Annotated in this window: 22 protein-coding genes and 1 pseudogene; 13 read left to right on the plus strand and 10 right to left on the minus strand. The window is 64.2% G+C overall.

Going from position 1 to position 23957, the window contains the following annotated elements:
* The first annotated feature begins 199 nt into the window (after positions 1 to 199).
* The 5 genes from CBI38_RS00440 (at position 200) to CBI38_RS00460 (ending at position 6419) form a co-directional block, all read left to right on the plus strand.
* Complete coding sequence (locus CBI38_RS00440; RefSeq protein ID WP_109325499.1) at positions 200 to 1561, plus strand: MFS transporter; 1362 nt, start codon at positions 200 to 202, stop codon at positions 1559 to 1561.
* 47 nt (positions 1562 to 1608) lie between these two features.
* Positions 1609 to 3204: an aldehyde dehydrogenase (NADP(+)) gene (locus tag CBI38_RS00445; protein ID WP_109325500.1), complete on the plus strand. Its 1596-nt coding sequence runs from the start codon at positions 1609 to 1611 to the stop codon at positions 3202 to 3204.
* A 24-nt stretch (positions 3205 to 3228) separates the two neighbouring features.
* Entirely contained in the window at positions 3229 to 4164 is a 936-nt protein-coding gene (locus tag CBI38_RS00450; protein WP_109325509.1) for a 5-dehydro-4-deoxyglucarate dehydratase, read from the plus strand.
* Complete coding sequence (locus CBI38_RS00455; RefSeq protein WP_109325510.1) at positions 4164 to 5435, plus strand: glucarate dehydratase family protein; 1272 nt, start codon at positions 4164 to 4166, stop codon at positions 5433 to 5435. The genes CBI38_RS00450 and CBI38_RS00455 overlap by 1 nt, the downstream gene beginning before the upstream one ends.
* A 90-nt stretch (positions 5436 to 5525) precedes the next feature.
* Positions 5526 to 6419 carry a LysR family transcriptional regulator gene (locus CBI38_RS00460; protein ID WP_109325511.1) on the plus strand — a complete coding sequence of 298 codons (894 nt, stop codon included), beginning with the start codon at positions 5526 to 5528 and terminating at the stop codon, positions 6417 to 6419.
* A gap of 4 nt (positions 6420 to 6423) precedes the next feature.
* On the opposite strand, the gene CBI38_RS00465 is transcribed toward CBI38_RS00460, so the two are convergent.
* Positions 6424 to 6906, minus strand: coding sequence for a carboxymuconolactone decarboxylase family protein (locus CBI38_RS00465; protein ID WP_109325512.1), 483 nt, complete (start codon positions 6904 to 6906; stop codon positions 6424 to 6426).
* 245 nt (positions 6907 to 7151) lie between these two features.
* Here CBI38_RS00465 and CBI38_RS00470 point away from each other — a divergent pair, with 245 nt between their 5' ends.
* The 3 genes from CBI38_RS00470 to katG all read left to right on the plus strand — a co-directional run bounded on the left by CBI38_RS00470 (position 7152) and on the right by katG (position 10306).
* Positions 7152 to 7490 carry a histone-like nucleoid-structuring protein Lsr2 gene (locus CBI38_RS00470; protein WP_109325516.1) on the plus strand — a complete coding sequence of 113 codons (339 nt, stop codon included), beginning with the start codon at positions 7152 to 7154 and terminating at the stop codon, positions 7488 to 7490.
* 107 nt (positions 7491 to 7597) lie between these two features.
* Positions 7598 to 8044, plus strand: coding sequence for a Fur family transcriptional regulator (locus CBI38_RS00475; RefSeq protein ID WP_109325517.1), 447 nt, complete (start codon positions 7598 to 7600; stop codon positions 8042 to 8044).
* Between the two features lie 33 nt (positions 8045 to 8077).
* Complete coding sequence (gene katG, locus CBI38_RS00480) at positions 8078 to 10306, plus strand: catalase/peroxidase HPI (protein ID WP_109325518.1); 2229 nt, start codon at positions 8078 to 8080, stop codon at positions 10304 to 10306.
* Positions 10307 to 10386: 80 nt separating this feature from the next.
* Here katG and CBI38_RS00485 read toward each other — a convergent pair whose 3' ends face one another.
* From CBI38_RS00485 to CBI38_RS00495, 3 genes are read right to left on the minus strand one after another with little or no spacing between them, the layout of a single operon-like run.
* Complete coding sequence (locus tag CBI38_RS00485; RefSeq protein WP_109325519.1) at positions 10387 to 11223, minus strand: mycofactocin-coupled SDR family oxidoreductase; 837 nt, start codon at positions 11221 to 11223, stop codon at positions 10387 to 10389.
* Positions 11224 to 11246: 23 nt separating this feature from the next.
* Positions 11247 to 11990 (minus strand): SDR family NAD(P)-dependent oxidoreductase, encoded by a 744-nt coding sequence (locus tag CBI38_RS00490; protein ID WP_109325520.1) that lies wholly within the window; start codon positions 11988 to 11990, stop codon positions 11247 to 11249.
* Positions 11991 to 12012: 22 nt separating this feature from the next.
* Positions 12013 to 12951 (minus strand): 3-oxoacyl-ACP reductase, encoded by a 939-nt coding sequence (locus tag CBI38_RS00495; RefSeq protein WP_109325521.1) that lies wholly within the window; start codon positions 12949 to 12951, stop codon positions 12013 to 12015.
* Positions 12952 to 13150: 199 nt separating this feature from the next.
* Here CBI38_RS00495 and CBI38_RS00500 point away from each other — a divergent pair, with 199 nt between their 5' ends.
* Positions 13151 to 14623: an MFS transporter gene (locus CBI38_RS00500; RefSeq protein ID WP_109325522.1), complete on the plus strand. Its 1473-nt coding sequence runs from the start codon at positions 13151 to 13153 to the stop codon at positions 14621 to 14623.
* A gap of 54 nt (positions 14624 to 14677) precedes the next feature.
* On the opposite strand, the gene CBI38_RS00505 is transcribed toward CBI38_RS00500, so the two are convergent.
* Positions 14678 to 15163 (minus strand): nuclear transport factor 2 family protein, encoded by a 486-nt coding sequence (locus CBI38_RS00505; protein WP_109325523.1) that lies wholly within the window; start codon positions 15161 to 15163, stop codon positions 14678 to 14680.
* Entirely contained in the window at positions 15160 to 16059 is a 900-nt protein-coding gene (locus CBI38_RS00510) for a TIGR03619 family F420-dependent LLM class oxidoreductase (RefSeq protein ID WP_109334770.1), read from the minus strand. Before CBI38_RS00510 ends, CBI38_RS00505 begins: the two co-directional genes overlap by 4 nt.
* A gap of 773 nt (positions 16060 to 16832) precedes the next feature.
* On the opposite strand from CBI38_RS00510, the gene CBI38_RS00515 reads away from it, so the two are divergent.
* Positions 16833 to 17555, plus strand: coding sequence for a TnsA-like heteromeric transposase endonuclease subunit (locus CBI38_RS00515; RefSeq protein ID WP_109325528.1), 723 nt, complete (start codon positions 16833 to 16835; stop codon positions 17553 to 17555).
* Positions 17556 to 17635: 80 nt separating this feature from the next.
* A pseudogene (locus CBI38_RS00520) lies at positions 17636 to 17812 on the plus strand (FAD-binding oxidoreductase); the annotation flags it as partial.
* A 252-nt stretch (positions 17813 to 18064) separates the two neighbouring features.
* On the opposite strand, the gene CBI38_RS37670 reads toward CBI38_RS00520, so the two are convergent.
* The gene (locus tag CBI38_RS37670) at positions 18065 to 18958 is read right to left on the minus strand and encodes a site-specific integrase (RefSeq protein ID WP_204164853.1); all 894 of its coding nucleotides are present in this window, start codon (positions 18956 to 18958) and stop codon (positions 18065 to 18067) included.
* A 93-nt stretch (positions 18959 to 19051) separates the two neighbouring features.
* On the opposite strand from CBI38_RS37670, the gene CBI38_RS37675 reads away from it, so the two are divergent.
* Positions 19052 to 19219: a hypothetical protein gene (locus tag CBI38_RS37675; protein WP_156682112.1), complete on the plus strand. Its 168-nt coding sequence runs from the start codon at positions 19052 to 19054 to the stop codon at positions 19217 to 19219.
* 287 nt (positions 19220 to 19506) lie between these two features.
* On the opposite strand, the gene CBI38_RS00530 is transcribed toward CBI38_RS37675, so the two are convergent.
* Together CBI38_RS00530 and CBI38_RS00535 are read right to left on the minus strand one after the other, a co-directional pair.
* The gene (locus CBI38_RS00530; RefSeq protein ID WP_109325533.1) at positions 19507 to 19839 is read right to left on the minus strand and encodes a helix-turn-helix domain-containing protein; all 333 of its coding nucleotides are present in this window, start codon (positions 19837 to 19839) and stop codon (positions 19507 to 19509) included.
* The gene (locus tag CBI38_RS00535) at positions 19836 to 20978 is read right to left on the minus strand and encodes a tyrosine-type recombinase/integrase (protein ID WP_230990032.1); all 1143 of its coding nucleotides are present in this window, start codon (positions 20976 to 20978) and stop codon (positions 19836 to 19838) included. The genes CBI38_RS00530 and CBI38_RS00535 overlap by 4 nt, the downstream gene beginning before the upstream one ends.
* Before the next feature lie 307 nt (positions 20979 to 21285).
* On the opposite strand from CBI38_RS00535, the gene CBI38_RS00540 reads away from it, so the two are divergent.
* Positions 21286 to 21891 (plus strand): hypothetical protein, encoded by a 606-nt coding sequence (locus tag CBI38_RS00540; protein WP_230990033.1) that lies wholly within the window; start codon positions 21286 to 21288, stop codon positions 21889 to 21891.
* 284 nt (positions 21892 to 22175) lie between these two features.
* Here the strand turns inward: CBI38_RS00540 and CBI38_RS00550 are convergent, their stop codons facing one another.
* Positions 22176 to 23930, minus strand: a complete 1755-nt coding sequence (locus CBI38_RS00550) for a CocE/NonD family hydrolase (protein ID WP_109325536.1) — start codon at positions 23928 to 23930, stop codon at positions 22176 to 22178.
* Positions 23931 to 23957: the final 27 nt, after the last annotated feature.

A 23957-nucleotide genomic window follows, 5' to 3' on the forward strand; every position in this document is an offset into this window, starting at 1 on the left:
GGATTGCACGGCAACCAGCTCATCGAGCGCGTGGAGGATGTCCCGACATCAGTTCAATATGAGCATTGATCACGACTTTTTTTGACTTGGACATGTATCGAACGCGGCTCTAGCGTGGCTTTATGACTCAGGTCACGCCGGTGAACCAGCGTGCACCGGGTAGCCCAGTCGTTACACCAGAATCCGAGAGGAGTCACAGATGACCCTCCCCCTCGCCGTCTCACCGGCGGTCGACAGTGCGGTATCGAAGATCTTCCGCCGCGTCGTGCCGTTGTTCATCGTGATGCTGATCTGCAATCAGCTCAACCGGTCGAACATCGGCTATGCGCAGACCCACCTCGAGGCCGATGTCGGCATCGGGGCCGCGGCTTACGGTTTCGGTGCGGGTGTCTTCTTCATTGCCTATGCGATCTTCGAACTGCCGTCGAACGTGCTGATGGAGAAGTTCGGCGCCAAGGTGTGGCTCACCCGCATCATGTTGTCGTGGGGCCTGGTGTCGGCGGCGATGGCGTTCGTCAACGGCCCGGAGATGTTCTACGTCCTGCGGTTCCTCCTCGGTGTCGCCGAGGCCGGCTTCTTCCCGGCGATCATCTTCTACTTCACCCGCTGGCTGCCGAACAACCACCGCAGCCGCGCTACGGCACTGTTCATTGCGGGGTCCTCCATCGCTGCCGCGATCTCGGGACCGCTGTCCGGACCGCTGCTGTCCCTCGACGGGCTCGGTGGGCATCACGGCTGGCAGTGGATGTTCGCGCTGGAGGGACTGTTGTCGGTGGTCGTCGGGTGCATCGCCTACCGGTTGCTCGACTCGAAGATCGACGACGCGAAGTGGCTCACCGGCGTGGAGAAGCACGATCTGCAGGCCGTCATCGCCGAGGAGGACGTGCTGCGCAGTGAGGCGTCGGTGAAACGTGGCGAGTCGGGTTCGCGCTGGAAGCTGCTTCTGCAGCCGCGGATCCTGGTGTGCTGCGGCATCTTCTTCGCGATCACCATGGCGATCTATGCCAACACGTTCTGGCTTCCGTCGATCATCCGCCGTATTCCGGGCACCAACGATGTGACCGTCGGGCTGCTGTCGTCGCTGCCCTGGATCTGCGCGGTCTTCGCGATGTACTTCTCCAACCGCTCGGCCGACCGCACCGGAAGGCACAAGCCCTACCTCGTCGCCGCGCTGCTCATCGGCGGTGTCGGCACGATGGCCGCCGCGTTCGTCACCCCATGGCTGGCGCTTCCGCTGCTGTGCGTTGCGACGATGGGATTCAAGAGCGCGAGCCCGCTGTTCTGGTCGATTCCGCAGCGCACGCTGCACCCGATGGTGCTGGCACCGGCGATCGCGATCATCAACTCGCTCGGCAACCTGGGTGGCTTCGTCGCCCCGTTCGGCTTCGGGGTGATCAAGGAGCAGACCGGCACCGTGACGATGGGCCTTGTCGTGTTGTCGCTCTTCGCACTGGCCGCTGCCGCGGCGGTGACGTACTTCCGGCGCGACAAGGAAGACATCGACGACGTCGCGAACCTGGCAGAGGTGGGCTCCGACGAGCCAACCGTGGCTGCCAAATGACCTCTCACCGGCACATACGAAACGCAGAGAACTAGAGGACCCACATCATGACAGCAACGGTGAACCGGACCGACGTGACCGGACAGATGATCATCGCAGGCAAGCCCGTGCGGGGTTCGGGCCCGACAATCCACGGCATCAACCCCGCCGCCGGCGAGCGGCTGGAACCGGGTTTCGCGCACGGGACCGAGCCGGACGTCGAGGCAGCCTGCGCAGCGGCCGACGAGGCGTTCGCGCCCTACCGCGCAACGAGCAGCGAGGACCGCGCCCGGTTCCTCGAGGCAATTGCCGACAACATCGAGGCCCTCGGCGACACCCTCGTCGCACGGGCGTGTGCCGAATCCGGACTTCCACAGGGTCGCATCACCGGTGAGGTGGGCCGCACGTCCGGACAGCTGCGGTTGTTCGCCGGCGTCCTCCGTGACGGTGGCTGGAACGGTGCCCGCATCGACCCCGCCCAGCCCGACCGGAGCCCGCTGCCCCGGGCCGATATCCGCCAGCGCAAGATCCCGCTCGGACCCGTTGCGGTGTTCGGCGCGAGCAACTTTCCCTTGGCGTTCTCCGTCGCCGGCGGCGACACCGCGTCCGCGCTGGCGGCGGGCTGCCCCGTCGTCGTCAAAGCCCACGACGCACACCCGGGTACCTCCGAACTGGTCGGACGGGCCATCGCGGACGCCGTCGCGAGCACCGGTATGCCGGCGGGAACCTTCTCGCTGCTCTACGGTGCCGGTCCCGAGCTCGGCACGGCACTGGTGAAGGACTCCCGGATCAAGGCGGTCGGGTTCACCGGATCTCGCTCCGGGGGAACCGCTCTGGTGGCGGCGGCCGCCGGACGACCGGAACCGATCCCGGTGTACGCGGAGATGAGCTCGATCAACCCGGTGTTCCTCCTCGAGAGCGCACTCGCCACCCGCGGCGCCGACCTCGGTCGTGCATTCGTCGCGTCGCTGACGCTCGGCTCCGGTCAGTTCTGCACCAACCCCGGTCTCGTCATCGCCGTCGACGGTCCCGGCCTGGCCGCGTTCGTCTCGGCCGCGAATGCTGCCGTCGCCGAGACTGTGCCGACGCCGATGCTCACCCCGGTCATCGCCGGCTCCTACGCCGACGGGGTTGCCGCCCTCGAGGGCGTGGCCACCGTGGAGGCCCGCGGCGCCGAGTCGGACGCACCCAATTCGTGTCGGGCGGCACTCTTCAGCAGCGACGCCGACACGTTCCTGGGCTCGGACGTGTTGCAGCAGGAGGTGTTCGGGGCCTCCAGCCTGGTCGTCAAGTGCCGCGATGCCGAGCAGGTGCGCGCCGTGGCGGCGAGGCTCGAAGGTCAACTGACCGCGACCGTCCACGCAGACGAGGAAGACCTGGACGAGGCCGGACACCTGCTGAGCGTTCTCGAACTCAAGGCCGGCCGAATCCTGTTCGACGGCTGGCCTACCGGGGTGGAGGTCGGACACGCGATGGTGCACGGTGGTCCCTACCCCGCGACGTCCGACTCGCGCACCACGTCGGTGGGATCGCTGGCGATCGAACGCTTCCTGCGACCCGTTGCCTACCAGGATGTTCCGCCGTCGCTTCTGCCCACCGCCGTCGCCGACGGCAACCCCGAACAGTTGTGGCGTCGTATCGACGGCCGCCTCACCCAAGACTGATATTCACTCGTGAAGGAGAAACCCATGCTCGACGGAGTCCTGTTCTTCCCCGTCACACCGTTCACCGAATCCGGTGACGTCGACTACGACCGGCTCGCCGAGCACGTCGCCAAGGGGGTGGACGCCGGACCCGGTGGCGTCTTCATCGCCTGCGGCACCGGCGAATTCCACGCCCTCGGACTCGAGGAGTTCGGCCGGATCGTGGCCACGGCCGTCGAGGCCGTCGCGGGACGGGTCCCGGTGTTCGCCGGTGCGGGCGGCTCGATCGCGCAGGCCAAGGAATTTGCGACGAGCGCCAAGGCCAACGGCGCCGACGGCATCCTGTTGCTCCCGCCCTACCTCGTGACGATGCCGCAGGCCGGGTTGGTGGAGTACACCCGCGCGGTCGCCGACACCACCGACCTGCCCCTCATCGTCTACAACCGCAGCAACGCCCGCTTCGACGAGGCGTCCGCCGTCGCGGTGGCCCAGTTCCCCACCGTCATCGGACTGAAGGACGGTACCGGTGACCTGGACAAGGTCGCGCGTATCGTCCGCGCCGTGAAGGATGCGCTCGCACCGTCGGGTAAGCAGTTCCTGTTCTTCAACGGCATGCCCACGGCAGAGATCTCCCAGCAGGCGTACCGGGCCATCGGTGTCACGCTGTACTCGTCGGCGACCTTCGCGTTTGCACCAGAACTGGCTCTCGGTTTCTACGATGCACTCGAATCGGGCAACGAGGACCTCACCGACGCGCTGCTCCGCAGCTTCTTCCATCCTCTGGTCCGCCTGCGCGATCAGGTGCCGGGTTATGCGGTGTCCCTCGTCAAGTTCGGCGTCACCATGGAGGGCCTCGAAGCCGGGCCGGTGCGCCCGCCGCTCGTGCAACCGAGCGAGGCTCACAAGCGGGAACTGGCCCAGATCACCGCTGCCGGACGGGCAGCGCTTGCCGACGCTCTCGCGGTTCACGCGGTGCGCTGATGTCCTCGGAACCCATCCGCATCACCGGTGCCCGCATCACACCGGTCGCCTTCGTGGATCCGCCGCTACTCAACACGGTCGGCGTGCATCAACCGTATGCGCTCCGTGCGATCATCCAACTCGACACGGACAGCGGCCTCGTCGGGTTGGGTGAGACCTACGCGGATACCGCGCACCTCGCTCGACTCCAGGCGGCCGCGGAGTTCATTACCGGACTCGACGTGTTCTCGCTGAACACCATTCGGGCGGTGATCGACGCGAAGATTGCCACCCTGTCGATCACCGGCGGTGACGGAGTCGCCGGGATGATCACCACCGCCAGTACGACCGATCGGGTGTTCTCGCCGTTCGAGGTGGCCTGCCTCGACGTGCAGGGCAAGGCGCTCGGCCGGCCGGTGTCCGATCTGCTCGGCGGCAAGGTGCGCGACACAGTGCCCTTCAGTGCCTACCTCTTCTACAAGTGGGCCGGGCACCCCGGGGCCCACCCGGACGAGTGGGGTGAGGCGCTGGACCCGGACGGACTGGTGCGTCAGGCGCAGAAGATGATCGGCGAGTACGGTTTCAAGGCGATCAAGGTCAAGGGTGGGGTGTTCTCTCCCGAGGAGGAGACCGCCGGCATCAAGGCGTTGCGCGCCGCGTTCCCGGACCTTCCATTACGGCTCGACCCCAACGCGGCCTGGACCGTCGACACCTCGATCCGGGTCGCGTCGGAACTCGACGGCATCGTCGAATACCTCGAGGACCCGACGCCTGGACTCGACGGCATGGCCGAGGTCGCGCGTGAGGCGAAGATGCCGTTGGCCACGAACATGTGCGTCGTCGCATTCGATCAGCTCAAACCTGCTGTGCTGAAAGACTCCGTTCAGGTCGTGTTGTCGGACCATCATTACTGGGGTGGCCTCCAGCGGTCGCGGTTGCTCGCCGGCATCTGCGACAACTTCGGCCTGGGACTGTCGATGCATTCGAACTCGCACCTGGGCATCAGCCTGGCCGCGATGGTGCACCTCGCAGGCGCCACGCCGAACCTCACGTACGCCTGCGACACGCATTGGCCGTGGAAGACGGAGGACGTGGTCAAGCCCGGCGTGCTGACGTTCGTCGACGGCGCGGTCGCGGTGCCGACGACGCCGGGATTGGGCGTCGAGATCGACGAGGACGCGCTCGGCGCGCTGCACGAGCAGTACCTCGACTGCGGGGTCCGCGACCGCGACGACACGGGATACATGCAGTCGATCGATCCGGCTTTCGAGAACACCTGCCCACGCTGGTGAACCGGGTGGCCGTCGATCCGGGGTGCGCGTGCGCAGGTCCGCTACATTGTTCGGACGAGCGCCCCGGCTCGACGGCAGAGGAGTAGGTCGATGTTTTCCCTTGCGCGGCTGTCGTGCTTCATCGCGGTCGCGGAGGAGTTGCATTTCGGGCGGGCCGCGGAGCGACTCCACATGACTCAGCCTCCGCTGAGCCGGCAAATTCAGCAGCTCGAAAGTGAACTGGGCGTGCAGCTGATCGACCGCACCAGCCGATCGGTCACGCTGACCGCTGCGGGAACGGCGTTCCTGCCCGACGCGCGCCGCATCCTCTCCCTGTCGGAGAGCGCGGTACTGACGGTGCGGCGGGTACCCGCGGGTGATCTGGGAACTGTGGTCGTCGGGTTCACCGGCGCCTCGGCCCACGCGGTACTACCGCGACTGCTCGAGGCTGCCCGCGACACTCTTCCCGATGTAAAGATCGATCTCCGTGAAATGGTGACATCGGTGCAGATCGATGCTCTCACCAGCGGTGAATTGGACCTCGGACTGATCCGGCCCATTCTCACGCGGCCCGGAATAGACACCCGGCCCATTCACCACGAGAACCTCGTCGCCGCGCTCCCGCAGGGACACCCGCTGGCCGAGCAGGACCATCTGACCGTGGAGGACTTCGACGATCAACCCGTGGTCATGTATTCACCCGTCGATGCGCGGTATTTTCACGAATTGCTGATCAGCACCTTCACCATCGTCGGAGCGTCGCCGCGGTACGTGCAGTATGTGACGCAGGTTCATACGATGCTCGTCCTCGTGCGTTCCGGTCTGGGGATGGCGCTGGTGCCGGAATCTGCGCAGACAATGCATCCCGAGGATGTGGTGTTCCGGCCGGTCACTTCGGTGCGGGATCGGCCGGTGCAGATGAACGCCGCCTGGCGCGCGGACAACCGCAACCCCGCACTGCAGCGGATAATGAACGACGTTCTGCCCCAGCATGAATGGAATTGACAGATCAGAGCGTGAGCCGGCAGCTCTGACCTATGTCGAGCACGCGCAGCACGCGGCCGGTTCCCAACCACAGCGCGCACGACAAGGCGAGGTCGGTGAGAAGTTCGTCGGAGAAGTGTGCATGACATCGCTGCCAGAAATCCTCGTCTTCGCGTAGCGCGGTGTGGTCGGTGGCGAATCGGTAGGCGAACTCGGCCGCCGTCCGCTCCCGCTCGCCGTATCCCGGCCACGACTCCCACTCGAGGACGTGATCGTAGAAGTGCTCGTCGATACCGGCGTCCGGCCCACCGCCGTCCCGGGCCCCGCGGCACACCGCGCACTCGTTCGCCACGGCAATCGCCATCCGTGCAATCTCCCGTACGCGCAACGGTAACCGGTTCCGGTTGTATACGGCATCGGTGAAGCCGCCCAGTGCCTTACCCAGCTCCGGTGAAGCCGACAACCAACCGGCCAGGTCATCGTCGCTGTAGCTACCCACTCGGCTCATTCCCGAATGCTACAGCGAACGGCGCGCGAGACGATAGAGTTGACACAGGTTCTATTCTTTCCGTCGCTCCGGCACAGGGGGTGAGTCTCCTGAAGATCCCGTCGACCCCCGCCCTGTGCCTGCCACGCCCTCAGCCGGGAGATACGCGGGGGACCAATTCCTCGAACCGGGACGAAGCCGGGCCGGGAAACCGCGTGTGGGCAGTAGTGTCTTGTGGGCTGTAACCAGATCAAAAGGAGTTCAGGGTGGCGAAGAAAGTGGTCGTGGAATTGGTCGACGACATCGACGGGAGTCTGATCGAGGTCGGGAAGGGCGAGCACATCACCTTCTCGGTCAACGGCGTCGACTACGAGATCGACCTGAAGACGAAGAACGCCAGAGAGTTCCTGCGCACCATGGACTTCTATATCGAGCACGCCACCCGGGTCGATGAGCGGAAGGGCCGGTCCACCTCGAGCGCGAAGCCGCGCGGCCGCGCCCAGGCGAGTACGGTCCGCGAGTGGGCGGCGGAGAACGGGTACGACATTTCCTCGCGAGGCCGCATTCCCGCAGAGGTGCAGGAAGCTTTCGACGCAGCGCATTGACGAGCGGCGGCCGAGATCGAGGCGAAGTAGTCGCTGTTCCGGAGAAGTAGTGCATCTGGTTATTCAAAATCGTGACTGATTCCAGAAAAGTGCGTCATAGTAGTGAGGTGCCCTCGACGCGGGATTGCGAAGTGCAGTTGCGTGCAGCCCAGCTACGCGTGACTCGCCCTCGCCTGGCGGTGCTGGATGGCGTCCGCGAGCATCCGCACGCCGACACGGAAACGATTTTCGACGCCGTGCGAATGCACCTACCAGGAGTTTCCCGGCAAACTGTGTACGACGTTCTGCATGTGCTCACGGACGTGGGCTTGGTGCGGCGGATCGAGCCGTCCGGCTCCGTCGCACGCTACGAGTTGCGTGTCGGTGACAATCACCATCACGTCGTGTGCCGGGCGTGCGGGGTTATCGCCGACGTCGACGGCACCGTCGGCGAGGCACCCTGCCTGACTGTGTCCGGCGATGACGGTTTCGTCGTCGAGGAGGCCGAGGTCATCTATTGGGGTCTGTGCCCCGACTGCTCGACATCACACACTTCGCGAAAAAAACCGCGATAACGGCCCGATCTACTCGCTCCTGGAAGGAATGCTGTGTCCGATAGCTGCCCGGTCGCTCATGACGGCAACACTCAGAGCACCAGTGAAAGTGAAAACCCCGCAATCCCGTCCCCCACGGTGAAAGAACATCGTCCGAGGACGAACCGCGACTGGTGGCCCAACCAGCCGGAACTGTCAGTGCTGCATGCACACTCGTCGAAATCCAATCCGATGGGCGCCGACTTCGACTACGCCGAGGAGTTCGCCAAGCTCGACGTCGAGGCGCTCAAGCGAGACGTCATCGATCTGATGACGACCTCGCAGGACTGGTGGCCTGCCGACTACGGCCACTACGGTGGGCTCTTCATCCGAATGAGCTGGCACGCTGCCGGCACCTACCGCATCGCCGACGGTCGCGGCGGTGGCGGGCAGGGTGCCCAGCGCTTCGCCCCGCTCAACAGCTGGCCCGACAACGCGAGCCTCGACAAGGCGCGCCGGTTGCTGTGGCCGGTCAAGCAAAAGTACGGCAAGCAGATTTCCTGGGCGGACCTGCTCGTCTTCGCCGGCAACTGTGCCCTCGAGTCGATGGGGTTCAAGACTTTCGGATTCGGCTTCGGCCGCGAAGACGTCTGGGAACCCGAAGAAATTTTCTGGGGTCCGGAAGACACCTGGCTCGGCGACGAGCGCTACAGCGGTGAACGTGAATTGTCCGGTCCGCTCGGGGCCGTGCAGATGGGTTTGATCTACGTGAACCCGGAGGGACCGAACGGGCAGCCGGATCCGCTGGCTGCCGCCCGTGACATTCGGGAGACGTTCGCGCGCATGGCGATGAACGACGTGGAGACGGCCGCGCTCATTGCCGGCGGCCACACCTTCGGTAAGACGCACGGCGCAGGCGACGCCGACCTGGTCGGCCCGGAGCCGGAGGGCGCCCCGATCGAGCAGCAGGGCCTGGGTTGGAAGAGCGCATTCGGCACCGGCGTCGGCAAGGACGCGATCACCAGCGGCCTCGAAGTCGTGTGGACCCCCACCCCGACCAAGTGGGACAACAGCTTCCTGGAGACGCTGTACGGCTTCGAGTGGGAGCTCACCAAGAGCCCCGCTGGTGCCTGGCAGTGGACCGCCAAGGACGGCGCGGGTGCGGGCACGATCCCCGACCCGTTCGACTCGTCGGCGGGACGCAACCCCACGATGCTCACCACGGATCTCTCGTTGCGCATGGACCCGACCTACGAGAAGATCACTCGGCGTTGGCTCGATCACCCGGAGGAGTTCGCCGAGGCGTTCGCCAAGGCGTGGTATAAGTTGCTGCACCGCGACATGGGACCTGTCACGCGCTACCTCGGCCCCTGGGTTCCGGAGGCGCAGCTGTGGCAGGATCCGGTCCCCGCGGTCGATCACCCGCTCGTCGGTGACAGCGAGATCGCTTCGCTGAAGGGCAAGATCCTCGATTCGGGGCTGTCCGTTTCCCAGCTGGTGTCCACCGCCTGGGCGTCGGCGGCCACCTTCCGCGGCACCGATATGCGGGGCGGCGCCAACGGAGCGCGGATCCGGCTCGAGCCGCAGAAGAATTGGGAGGTGAACAACCCCACCGAGTTGTCCACGATCCTGCAGACCCTCGAGCAGATCCAGCAGGACTTCAACTCGTCGCAGTCGGGCGGGGTGAAGGTGTCACTCGCGGACCTGATCGTCCTGGCCGGTACCGCGGCTGTGGAGAAAGCGGCCAAGGCCGCCGGCCACGACATCACGGTCCCGTTCACCCCCGGGCGCACGGATGCGTCGCAGGAACAGACCGACGCGGAAACGTTCACTGTGCTCGAGCCGAGGGCAGACGGGTTCCGCAACTACCTGCGAGCGGGCGAGAAGTTGCCGGCAGAGGCCCTCCTGGTCGACCGGGCTTACATGTTGAATCTGACCGCTCCGGAGATGACGGTTCTCGTCGGTGGGTTGCGGGCCCTGAACGCGAACTTCGGCCGAACCGAGCTCGGAGTCTTCACCGACCGGCCCGAGGTGTTGACCAACGACTTCTTCGTCAACCTCCTCGACATGGGTACCGAGTGGAAGGGATCGGCCTCGACCGAGAACGTCTACGAGGGCAGTGACCGGGTCACCGGTGAGACCAAGTGGACCGCGACCGCCGTCGACCTCGTCTTCGGTTCCAACTCGCAGCTGCGTGCTCTCGCCGAGGTCTATGCCGCCGCCGACGCGCAGCAGAAGTTCGTGCAGGACTTCGTCGCTGCGTGGAACAAGGTGATGAATCTCGACCGGTTCGACCTCGCCTGAATCTCAGCCGAACCGCATACGGCACCCCGTGAGCTGACTACGCTCGCGGGGTGCCGTGTGTGCTGTCGCGCCGTCGGCGGTCAACCTGTGACGCGCGCTGCGTTCCCGGCGTCGACGGGCAGGACGATGCCGCTGATGTGTTCGCTGCCCTCGGCGGTGAGGAACAGGACGACGCGGGTGATCTCGACGGGGTCGAGCCACGCAACGGGCTGGGCGTGCAGGCTGCGGAAGACCGGTGCGACGTCGTCGGATCCGGGATTGTCGAGGTCGGGCCGCATCATCCGGTACAGGGAATCGTTGTGGATCATGGGAGTCGAGATATTTCCGGGGGCAACCGCATTGACGGTGATCCCGTGTGGTGCGAGGTCGAGCGCCGCACTCTTGGTGAGTCCGATGACGCCCCATTTGGATGCGGCGTAGGCGGCCATGTTGGCATTCCCGGCCCGCCCCAGCATGGAGGAGACGGTGACGATGCGCCCGTATCCCCGGCGGATCATCCCCGGGGCCACCGCTCCGACGGTGTTGAAGACGCCGGTCAGGTTGGAACCGATGGCCTCGGACCACTGCTCCTGGGTGAGGGACTGGACGGGTGCGGCCACGGACACGCCGGCATTCGCCACAGCAATGTCGATTCGTCCCAGTTCGGATTCGGCTCGTGCGACGAGGGCGTCCATGGCGCCTCGGTCGGCGGTATCCAGTGTCGCTGTGATGCAGCGACGTCCGGTCGACCGCACCAGTTCCGCGGTCTCGTCGAGGTCGGCCTCGGTGGCGAGGGGGTAGCCGACCACCGGGCTGTCTGCGCACCGATCGCACAGGACGATGTCTGCGCCGCGTTCGGCAAACGCCACCGCGTGGCTACGGCCCTGGCCGCGGGCTCCGCCGGTGATCAGGGCGACTCGGCCATCGAATCGATCCATCGTTGTCTCCTTGTCCGGACGCACTACCGCAGCTTGATGCTGCCGCCGTCCGCCATCAATGTCTGGCCGGTCATGTACCGCGAATCGTCGGTAGCGAGAAACACCGCCACGGGCGCGATGTCCGTCTCGGGATCGCCGATGCGCTGTAGGGGAACCTTCGCCACGGAGGCCGCCGCGCGTTCGGGGAACGCGGCCTGCCACGCGAGGACTCCTTCGGTGGCCGCGAACGGGCAGATGACGTTCACCCGAATCCCGTCGGCCGCCCACTCGTTGGCGGCCACGCGGCTCACGCCCCGGATCGCTTCTTTCGCCGCGGCGTACGACGTCTGGGTGGGCATGCCGTCCAGCCCGGACCCGGACGCAAAGTTGATCACCGAACCTTTCGCCGACTTCAGTTGCGGGTAGCAGGCCTGCATCAGGTGCACCACGGGATAGAACCCGGTCTGGAAAGACAGGTCGAACATGTCTTGGGTGTGGTCGACCAGCAGTGCCTGGCGCGACGCGTGCGCGTTGTTGACCAGTACGTCCACGGATCCGAACGCGTCGACTGCGGCGTCGCGGATCTGGTCGGCGGACTCGCGCCGGGAGATGTCGACGTTCAGGAAGCGGGTGGCCGCGCCGAGTTCTTTCTCGAGAGCCGTGCCGCGTTCGTCGTCGATGTCCACGAAGAGAACGTTGGCGCCCTCACGGACGAACACCCGGGTGATGGCTCGCCCGATCCCGCCCGCCCCGCCGGTCACGATTGCTGTCTTTCCCTGCAGTCTCATGATGTTCCTTTGCGCGTTCGGGTCAGACGCATACGGTCGCGGCGGTGGCCAGCGCCGCCTTCTCGAGTTCCGCGACGCTGAACGCGGCGTAGTTCTCGTACGGTCCGCGGCCTGCGAAATAGGGAGTCAGAAGTCCTTCGAGTTCCTCGGGTGAGAACGCGGATCCCGCTGCATCGAAACGGTTCTCGACTGTGGGTGCCGCCATCAATGCGACCATCTTGCCGTAGACGACGAAGACCTGCCCGTTGATCTCGTCCGAGGCGGGGGAGGCCAGGTAGTGGACGAGTGTGGCGACGCGTTCGGGCGAGAGGGGATCGGGTCCGGCGTCCGCGGCGGTATTCGCCCCGAAGGCGTCGGCCGTCATCGCAGTCCGGGCGCGCGGGCAGATGGCGTTGGCGCGCACTCCATATCGCGAGAGCCCCTGCGCCGTCGACAGGGTGAGCGCGGTGATTCCGGCCTTGGCCGCCGAATAGTTGGGTTGGCCGGCCGAACCGAAGAGGAAGGCCTCGGACGACGTGTTGATCACCCGTCCGTACACGGGCCCTCCCGCGGCTTTGCTCGCCTCGCGCCAGTGCACCGAGGCCGCGCGCGATGTGGCGGCATGGCCTTTGAGGTGAACGCGAATGACGTCGTCCCAGTCGGATTCGGACAGGTTGAAGATCATCTTGTCGCGAAGGATCCCGGCGTTGTTGACGAGGATGTCCATAGATCCGAAAGTGCTGACTGCTTCCTGGACGAGGCGTTCGCCCAGCGACCAGTCGGAGACGTCGCCCGTGACCGCCGTCGCCTGTCCTCCGGCGGCCGTGATTTCGTCCGCCACGGTGCGTGCATTGTCGCCCATGTCGTTGACGACGACGGCGGCCCCGGCTGCGGCGAGGGCGAGGGCTTCGGCGCGGCCGAGTCCCGCACCGGCGCCGGTGACGACGGCAGTGCGTCCAGCCAGGTTCAGCGATTCCGTCATGCGTACTCCTCGAGTAGAAAATTAGATTTCATTCTAGTTCTAGCGTATGGCATCCCCACAAGCCAGTACTCGAAGCGAAGTTCTGACAAGAATGTTTTCTACTTTCCGCGAGGTCTCGCTGAGTGGGAATTGTGGTCGAGGTCACTGGCGCGCATGTCAGGTTGAGCGTGCTGATCCTCTCGAAACACCGGAGCCTCATATGAATCACATTCCCCTGTCCCCAGGCGAGGCGGAGCGCGCACCGCTCTCGCGCGGGAAGTCGTACGCCCTCCTGGCCTTGATCATTCTCCTGGTCGAAGTCATCCCCCTCGCCTACAACTTCGTCACCCCGGCACTGCCCGAGATCTCGAAGCACTTCGGGACTGCGAACGTCGGCTGGGTGATCACGATCGTCACGCTCATGCTCGCCGCGTCCACCCCGCTCGTAGGCAAGCTCGGTGACATCTACGGCAAGAAGCGGATGATGCTCGTGTCGGCCGCGGTGTTCGGTGCCGGGTCGTTGTTGGGCGCTCTGGCTCCGAACTTCGAACTCTTCCTGGTCGGCCGTGGGCTCCAGGGCGCGGGCATGGCCATTCTCGTCCTGGCCTATGGCTTGATCCGCGACATTCTGCCGCCCGCAATCATTCCCGTGGCGGTCGGCTTCATCGCTACGGGCATGGGTGCCAGCACCATCCTCGGACCCATCATCGGCGGCTACCTCATCGATGACTTCGGTTACACCGGCGTGTTCTGGGCGCAGCTGCTCCACGTCGCCGTGGTGGGTATTGCGGTCGCAATCTTCGTTCCCGAGACCACGCTGCGGACGCGCTCCAAGCTGGACGTGCTCGGGGCGCTCATTCTGGGAACCGGCGCGTTTCTGCTGCTGTTCGGCATCGGTAAGGCGTCCACCTGGGGATACACCTCGCCGCAGACGCTGCTCTTCCTCGGCGGTGGCCTCGCCGTCCTGGCCGGTTGGCTGGTCTACGAGCGCACCCCGAAGGAGCCGCTCATCGATCTGCAGATGCTTCGGCACCCGCCCGTCGCGAAGACGCTGGCCGCCAGCGGTTTCGTCCAGTTCGTCCTGGTCAGCCATTCGATGCTGATCCCGATGTTCGTGATGACCGACCCCGACCTGGGGCTGGGGTACGGATTCGGCGCGACCGCACTTGCCGTCGCGATTTACACGGTGCCCACCGGCGTGGTGTCGATGATCGCGGGACCGGTGGGCGGGTACTTCACGCGTCGCATCGGCCCGGCTCCGGTTCTGGTGTTCGGCGGATTTGCGCTCGCCCTCGGCTCATTCCTACTTGCGACGCTGCATGATTCGACGCTTCAGCTGATGTTCGGGCAGTTGGTCATCGGACTCGGGCTGGGCTCCGCGTCGGCGACGCTCCCCAACCTCATCATGCGCACCGTGCCCGCCGAGACCCAGGGTATCGCCGGCGGGATGCTCAACCTGTCCGGTTCGCTCGGCAGCGCGATCGGCAGCCAGGTGATGATCACCATCCTCGCGATCCCCGGAGTGATGCTCGTGGGTCGTGCCTCGCACTTCCCGGAACAGGGCTTCGTGTACGCCTTCTTCACCCTCGCCGTCGCGGGTGTGCTCGCCGGAGTCATGGGACTCCTGCTGACCCGCAACAGGATCGACCGTCCCACCGACGTCGCGGTACCGAAGTCCGAGATGGTGGCCTGATCCTCCCACCGACAGCGGGGCCCGCACTTTGTGCGGGCCCCGCTGTCGTTTGGATCAGCTGAGGACGCCGCCGGCGAGCAGGGCCCGTGCCTCCTCACGGCCGTCGAGGAGCCGATTGGTCCGGCGGGTCACCTTCCACACGCCGTCGATCTTGGCGAGCTCCCAGCGGTTGGCCGTGATCCGGTGTACACGGAATCCGTCTTCGTCGCGAATGATCAACTGCGACTTGCAGGTCGCCACCGCGGTGTCCCCATCGACCCGGATGTGTCCGGGCTCGAGCATGTGCGCGCAACCGCCGCCGATCCAGCCCTGGTGTGCCTGCGACTGCACCATCGCAGTGATGGCTGCGTGTCCGCGCAGCACGCCGGTGTCTACGTCGTACACACCGTCCTCGGTCCACAGCCGGGCCACCGCCTCGGCTGAGCCGCTGTCGATGGCGGGACCGTAGGCGGTCATCAATTCGAGGATCGCGAGCTTGTCTTCGAGCACGGCGACCCGCCCGAGGAGAGACTGGAGAAGTTGTTTTTCGGTATCGGTCACCGCTGTGTCCTGTCGTCGGAGGATGTACTTCGAAAAGTGAGGCCGAGCTCGTCGCCGAGCTGCCGGAGGGCGCCCAGTTGCTCGCAGTAATGTCCGGCGCCGGTGGAGGCGAGGGTCGCGCTGACGATCGTGGTGCCGGCATCGCGGCGTCGTTCGAGGGCGCGGCGCACGGTGTCGGGGTTACCGATCGGGTCGAGTGGTGCCCCCGCGCTCAGAATCACCTCGAAGCCGCCGGGTAGTTCGACCTTGCCGAGGAGTGCGCACAGTTCGTCGAGCGAGAGACCGAACGGGACCCAGCCGTCACCGAAGGCGACCGCGCGCCGCAGAGAGCGGAGCGTGCGCCCGCCCACCCACAGGGGGACCCGTGGTTGCACGGCGTGCGGTTCCACGACTACGTTTTCGAAATCGTAGAAGGAGCCGTGATACTCCGGCCGGGAACGGGACAGCGACGCGCGCAGGGCGGCGAGGGCGTCGTCGGCGCGGGGTCCGCGGTCGTCGAAGTGGGCGCCGAGCAGGGCGAACTCCTCACGCAGGCTGCCTACGCCGAGGCCGAGAACCAGGCGGCCCCCGCTGACGGCGTCGAGCGTGCCGTACCGCTTGGCGATCTCGAGTGGGTGGTGATAACCGAGCACCAGGACCTGTGTGGCGAGCCGGATGCCGCTCGTCCGCGCGGCGAGAAAGCCGAGAGTGGCGAGCGGGTCCCAGTACGTGGCGCCGCGCTCGGCCGCAACATCGGTGGGCACGGCCACGTGCTCGCTGCAGGTGAGATGGTGATAGCCGAGGCGGTCCGCCGTTTCGGCTATCCGGGTCAAATCCTCGATCCCGGCGCCGGCCTCCCACTCCGCTACGACGGCGGGATGCTGGACGACGATGGGCGGCGCGATTCCTATGTGCATCTGTTTCGGTACTCCGCTGTAGAAAATCGGTGGTTGTAGAGGATCGGTGTCCTCACCGTTGTAGTGGAGGTTCCGGCGCGGGGTCGGGGCCATTCCCGGTGACCGGACGCGGTGCCCGGTCGGGGTGTTCGGTTGTGGCGGGTAACGATGCGGGCCATTGTCGGGGTACCGGCGACTCGAGCGCGCATCAGTCACACAGGTAACAAAGCGCCATCAACCGGGACCGCTCCCGGGAGGTCGAAACCGCGGCGGGAGACGGGGTTCGGTGGTGTGCTGCAGAAGCCACTGACCTTCCTGCCTGCGATGGTGCCGATCGGGACACCCTCATCGCACCGCACTTCCACGCCACACGCAGATCGCAGATGAGTACCGGGGTCAGGTCGTGACCTCTCCTCATCGGCTCATCGGACCACTTCGTCGTGGTTGCAGACCGGATACTTCGAGGTGTCCGGGCAGCATTCTGCGCGCGGGTGCTGCTACCGGGGCCGTTCACGGCCTCGTTCACCGGTTCGATCGTCGCTGACGCAGTTAACTGGCCGCACAGACACTCTGCAGAGCAAAAACGCGGTGACCTCGCAGTTTCGGAGGATAGCTGCGATAACTGAAATTATCGCGACCTAGTGCGCACAAACCATGAGTGACACGGAGCGATGCCACGGAAAGGGCCGGGAGTCCTGTGATGTAGGTTCCGCGACGCGGTGTCACTTTCCAAATTTCATGTCACTCGCGTGTCACTTTCCAGGTTTCGTGTCACTCGGGACAACACTGGATATGTGCCCAGGACCAGCGAGGTCGAGGTCAGGTACGTGCAGGACGACGGCGGTCCTGTCGCGACAACGATCGCTGCCGTAGATTTGCATCACGTTGTTCACGGATTGCCGGTCCGACGAGTGCAGAGTCATCACCGTCGCCGCCACTACGCGGGAATGTTCTGGTCAGCCACCAATCATGGCCACGTGCCGTACGAGAGTCGTCTGGAGCTGGATCGGCTGTGGGTCGCGGACTTCGCGGCGCCGGTGGTTCGGATCGCCGCGCAGCCGATGTGGCTGTGCGGATTGGATGGGAAGCGACGGCGTCGGCACGTTCCGGACCTACTACTCGCGCATGCCGATGGCAGGTTCACAGTGGTCGACGTCAAACCGGAACAGTTCGCCCGTCGCGACGAAGTGGCGCAGGTGTTCTCGTGGACCGGACGGGTGTGCGGGGCCCGAGGGTGGTCGTACGAAGTGTGGACTGGGTCGGACCCGGTGATTCTGTCGAACATCCGGACCATTGGCGCCGCGCGCAGAACTGGCTCGATTGACGCCGAGACCGCGGCGAACCTCGAGGCGGTCGCCGCGACCGGAATGACGATCGACGAGGTGGTCACGGCAGTGAATAGTCCGCGGGCCCGCATTGCTGTGCTCGCGAAGTTGTGGTCCGGGATGTGGACGGTGGATCTATCGATACCGTTGTCCGGAAAGTCGGTGCTGACCTGCGCGGAGGGATCGCCATGACGGGCATTATTGAGCTACGCCCCGGCGTTCGCATCTGGTTCGGTGGCACCTCGTGGGAGGTCGTCACGCTGCACGGGTGTGAAGTGTTCCGCTACGCCCTCGAACTCGGCGGAACTCTGACCGGAGAGCACGGCGTCGGCACCTTGAAGCGTCGCTGGCTGTCACTCGAACTCGGCGAGGACAGCATGCAACTGCACCGATCGATCAAGGCTTCGTTCGATCCGCTCGGAATCCTCAACCCGGGTAAGGGTTTCTGATTCTCGAGCGGTGTTACACAGCTTTGGTAGGGATCTTGGTACACGTCCGAGGCATCGATGAGTTCGCTTGTGATGAAGACAGGACCCTCGCGGCGTATTGATCACGCCAGGAAGAAAGCACGGACGTCACGGGTTTGAAGAGTTCTTCGCCGTTCATCATCCAGTTCAGGTGCCCCCGCGAAGCTAATGATGCATCCGATGAAATATGGAGGGGTTTACCGGTGAGGTCTCGTATTGCCTGGTCTTGAGTTCTTACCCGTCGTCGCGCAGCGCTGGGTACGACGACCAGGTGGCACCAGCAGCCTGGGCGTGCCTCTCGGCTGTTGCGGCGTGGTAGCTGAACATCTCGGCCACGACGGCAGGCGGAACCTCGAGGACGAGCTCACGTAAAGCGCTGTTGCGGGCCCCTTGGAGATTGATTCCGATTTTCCGCAGTCCCCTCATTACGGATTGTGCATGCATATGCTTTCCGGGCGCGTATCCGGGAAACAACCAATTGGAATGTGGATTCGATGCAGTGTTCATATTCGGTCTGTTGGAGGCATATTCGCGGATCAGCTCCGCAAACGGTTCGGGGACAGGTACCCAATCCTTACCGAACCTGATTTCGAGACCGTCGACGGATATTGACACCTCGTCCATTCGGATCGAGCATATCCGGGTAACCGGCTGAGCGTAGAGGAGAAGGAGGACGGCAGCGACACAGATGTAAAGATCAATGTCTGATGATTCGAGGAGTTTCCGGAGATGGGTTATTCTCTGATCGTTGCTGAGCATCGGCGTTGTGCGTGCAATACGGTAAGGAAAATTCACCGAGGGTATGTGCTGTTTGCTGATACACCAACGGACGAACGTCCGCGCGAGGCTGCGGGTTGTCGGACCAGTGCTCAGCCAGAGGTCGATGTCCGCCTGCTGACATTCACCGGCCGCTTTCCCCTGAATATGCAGCCATTCAAGGAAGTTCGCCGCTACCGTTATCTCTTGTCTTGCGGCAGCCATGGTTCCCTCTGGCAGGGGCCTGTTCTCCGAAATTGCTCGAAGTCTCTTCAGGTGATGCCAAACAGAAAACTTCTTGAGAAGCCCCAATGGATCGTATGATGGTCCGTCGGCCAGCTTATTCTCAAGCCATTGCTCGAAGGCGACCATATATTTGTCAACCGGTGCAAGAATGCCGTGCTTCGCGAACAAGTCACGCAGGTGCGTGGCCGTCCGTTGCGATGGGTAGGACTGGAATGTCTCGTGGCTGATCGGCAGGCTGCCGTCGGCGAAACCGCCGAGAAGTCGGAGAACATGGGGATTGCGCAGCCATATTATGGCGCTGCGAGGGTTGTTTTGGGTCGTGAGGCCATCGAATATCGGTTTCAGGCGGGGGTGAATATCACCGGTTCGGTCGGCGAGCAGTTCTGAAAGCTCATCTTTCAGGCAGCAGCGAGCGCACAATCCACGACGGAAAGGTTCATCCTCATCACCGCAGCGCGAGCAGCGCAGATCCTGGGGAATTCCCGCACAAGTGGTGCAGATACTTTGGCCGAGACTGTCGCGACCGGGCAGCAGTCGTTCCGTCGAACATCCGGAACAGCGACCGCGAATTCTTGTCGCTCGCTGGTAGCAACGACGACAGACGAAGCCCTCCGGCCAGGTAACTCCTCGTCGAGTAACGTGTTGCTTGCACCGGGCACACGGCGTCCGTGGTGTCATTCGCCAGGCCGACGGATGTGGGCCCGCTTTGGGCGAACAGACCGATCCAGTCCGACGACCTGCCCCGCCGCGGCCGCGCGACGCGAAGAGGTTGCCTCGACTCGGAATGCGCACAGATCTTCGACCGTGCATTCCAGGACGGCGCAAATAGCCCCGAGCAAGGGGAGTGGTAAACGCTCCGGCTTCCGCCCGAGCAGTCGGTAGAGCTGCGAGGCGGACAGGTCGATGCCCAACTCCTGAAGGGGCGGCATGAGATCAGAAACGTTGTTCATCCCTCGCGCGGCCATAATCGTCCTCAAGTTCCAGTCGTACTTGATTCGACGGTTCACGATGAACCTCCGGCTTTGAGATTCTTGGCGACCTGAGAGGTCATCTTGTTCAAGGCATTAGAGACCACACGAGTCCGATAGTCGGATGAGACGTGGGTGTAGAGGGATGTCGTCGATGCGTGCTCGTGGCCGGCCTGCTCTTGGACGAACCGGGCATCGTAACCATGCTCGACAAGGTGCGAAACATAAGATCGCCGCAGTGAATGGAAGTCCAAACCCGGATCTGAGAGGTCAGCCAGGTCGCAGAGATGGCTGAAATTCGAGGAGATCGTGACCTTGGATATGCGATCGGATCGCTCGGTGGGAAAGAGTGCAGGGTTTCCCGGCTCGGCGATCATCGGACGAATGTCCTCGATCCACTGTCTGAGACAGTCGACGACCCATTCATATTCGGGGACCGTCAGCACGCTGCGTCGTTTCGGAGCTGAACCGTGGCTTGCCTTCCCGTATCGCACGTAGCAGACGCCGAACTGTCCGAACGTCTTAGCATTGGGATTGTGGCCGAAGTCGGTAAGGTCGAGCATCCGCACTTCGTTCCTCCTCAGGCCCCATGCATACGCGAGTTTGGCGATCGTGGCCGTGCGAAAAGCTGCGGTCCATCCTTTTCGGCCCGCCGCAACCTTGAGCGCCACCTGGTCATCCGCGACATCACACAAGTCCTGGAGCTCGTCGACGGTGAAAGCACGTTTCCGGGGATCGGAGTTGGCGTCCTGAACGTGTCTGGCCGTGTTTCCCTCGTGGAAAATTTGCACCGGGTGTGTATCGAATCTGTTCATGCACTCGTCCGCCCACCCATAAGCGGGGTCGAGCAGATAGGCCATGAACTGACGGATGGCTCCCTCGTACCCCAGTACCGTGTTATGGGCGCTGCCAGTGATCGAACGGAGTTCAGCTGACCAATCGTCGGCCTGGACCGCCGTCCACACCCATGGGCCGGCGCCGTCGCAGAAATCCCGAAATCGATTGATGACCCGGATTCTGCTCTGAATTGTTCCAAGCGATAGGTTGCGGGCGAGTTGTTGGCGTTCCCAACCCGACAGCATTGCCTGGAACACCAGTTCCTCCGGATGGAGAAGTGGAACATTGTGCGCCAGATGGAGGTTTGCTGAACCTGGTGGCACCGATCGGTCGTGGGCCAAGACGGAGACCTCCTGAGGTCGCATATTTTGCGAAATCCTCGCAGAAAATGCGAACAGCGTCAAAAATGCCAGGTAGTGCCGCCGGCTTGAGTCACCGCTTTCGTCGTGGGCCGCGGAGTGCCCGCGACAGTTCCGATCGGGCCGGTTGCCGCGGCGGTCAGTACACTCAGTTCCGCCTGGTCTCAGGCGCGTTCGCGATGCCGAGGTCGGGGCGCCGGGGCGTGTCCCTGAGGGGTTCGAGTTCGCAGATTACGCGATTCAATATCTATTAGTTCACATAATACAAATTATCGGCAATCGAAAACTATTGTGGTGCAATAACATCGAGACGGGATGTAACGGATGCGCCCCGAACGCCGACCTCGTACTTCTGGAGCGAGCCCAGGCCGACCAACCCAGCGCCGGCAACGGGGCCATGCTGCTGGTGCTGTGCCCCCACCAGAACAACTTCCAGATGTCGGTGACCGTGCAGGGGTGGCAGTCACGGCCACCCGCGGACCGGGATCAGTGGCAACAGGTCAGCGAAGGGCGACTGGAAGTCGACGGCCGCGGGGTGCTGACCTTGTCATCACCGACGACCGAGCCGGTGGACGTCACGGTTCCTGCCGGCCGGTACACCGTGGAAATCTCCGGCCGGGGATTCGTCAACTACGGGTGGCCGGGATCGACGACACCCGGCGACGTGTGGCGGATCCGGCTGTGGCCGTACGACGGGATCACGAAGTCCGCGGCTCAGATGTGGGACATGCCCGGCTTCGGCGTACCGGAGAACACCCCTGCCCCGGTACCCGCAGGCGAGGAGGAGCCAGCTCACGGCAGCTCGTCGGCCACGTGCACGACGACCGCCACCGCGACAACCCGGACCACGGCGATCGACTTCGCGGCTCATCCCGAACTGCAAAGGCGCAGTTGATCGGGGCGGTCGTCGAGACGGTCCGGCCGGACGCCCACACGGGCACGAAGCATCGTAGGAGCAGCGGCTCGGGTACGAGAAACAGATCACCGACTGGGTCGCCGGCAACGGGGAACACCGTCATTCAGTCGGCGCAGTCTCCGGTCGGACTCGTCGTGGCGCTCATCGGAGCCCCGTACTTCATCTGGCTCCTCTAGCGCTCGCGGGATGCCTGAGACGCAGGTCGATGCCTTGACGACCGGTGCGCCCTGTCATGTTCGAGGCGCACCGGTGCATCAGGCGGGTCAGCTGTTCTGTGCCGCTGATGGGATGACGGGCAAGATGACGTGGGAGGGACGTTCGGCATCGTGGTAGTACGTGTCGTTACCGACCTTGATCCCGTAGTAGTGACCGCCGAAGTCGAGCGCGGGGGAGTCGCCGACCGCGACATCGATCCGAATGCGGTGCCCCTTCTTGAACACGTTGGTGGTCGGCCAGATCTCGATCTCGTACTTGTTGATCTCGCCTGGCACCACGGCTTCCGCCTTGTCGTGCAGGTAGTAGGGGCGGTCAGGTCGAGAGAGCTCCTCGCTCTTCGTGCCGGCGTGGGATGCCTTGAGCCAGCCGCGAGTGAGAATGAGGTCCTTGGGCGGCACCTCGGGGATCTGCTCATCATCTGGCCACTGATCCGTCAGCCTCACGAAGAAGTCGGTGTTGCGCTGGTCGGTGGACGCGTAGAGGACGAGCACGATGTTGCCTGCGATCTCCAGATCTTCCTCGAGGGGCGCGCTCGTGAAGGTCGGAATACGGCGCTGGCCGAAAGGGACGCCGTTCTCGATCGCGGCGGTTCCGCCGCCGGAGAAATGCGTCCAGTCTTGGTCAGGGTAGTGGTAGGTGAACGAGCTGTCCGAGACGGTGGGAGCCTCCCATGACAGGGAGCCGTCGTTCAGCGACTCGACTGCCCCGCTGAGGCTGTCGTTGAAGTACAGCTTTCGGTACTCGGTCTCGGGCAGCGGCCAGTCGGCGGCGGGTTTATACTCGTCCGCCCCGCGGACGAACATTGAGACGGCAGGCTCGTCCATGAACCCGGTGTCGATGCCTTTGAGCCAGTGGTCGTACCAGCGCAGCATGAGCAGCTGCATCTCGAGCGTGTTGTAGATCGCCATCTCGTCGCCGTCGAGTTCGCCATGCACCAGCATCATTTTCTTGGGCGTCGTGAGCTCTTCGAAGCCTCGCACCACGCCACGCAGATGCAGGCCGACCTTGTGCAGGGCTCCCACCACGAAGACGGGCACCTGGATGCGGCGGAAGTCGGGGTTGCGTGTCTTCCAGAAATCGTCGTAAGTGGGATGCTGCATGACGTTCCACACCATGTCCCAGCGCCCCATCTCGGGATTCGCCGGCACGAAGCCGGGGTCGCGGTCAGACCAGCCGAGGTGGTAGTGACCCCGGATCTCCCACATGTTCCACGCGGTCGGGAAGCCGACGGCCATCATGCCGCCGTGCCAGGCGACGTCTCTGTACATGTCTGCGCCGGCGTCCCAAGGCAGTATGCACTTCAGGCTCGGGGGCTGCTGCACGGCGGTGAACCACTGACTCCACGCCAGCAGGGATTCGCCGAGCATCCCGACGTTGCCGTCGCACCAATCCTGTTCTGCGATCCATTCAGTCATGTCATAGAGGTCGTTCTGCATCTCTTCGCCGAACAGGTCCCACTGCCCGGAGGTGGAGTGCCCGGTGCCACGCGAGTCCGAGTGTATGAACACGTATCCCCGGCTGACGAAGAACTCGATGTCGTTCGTCTCCCGCATGTGGAAGATGGGCAGCAGTGGAAGGTCGACGAGATCCTTCTGATACGAGTCGGCTGCGTGCAGGGCGGGGAACTCTCCCGGGATATCGGGGCGGTACACGTTGCACGCGATGAGTGTTCCATCGCGCATCGTCATCATCACGTCCTTCTCCACGATGACGGCATACTGCGGCTGGCTGAGGCTTTCTGCGGGGAAATCCGCATCGAGCATGGTTTTCATGATCGCGGGATCGAGAGCCTTTGAGTACACGAGCGACCTCCTTTAATCAGTGATGAC

The sequence above is a fragment of the Rhodococcus oxybenzonivorans genome (genome assembly GCF_003130705.1).
Classification (GTDB): domain Bacteria; phylum Actinomycetota; class Actinomycetes; order Mycobacteriales; family Mycobacteriaceae; genus Rhodococcus_F; species Rhodococcus_F oxybenzonivorans.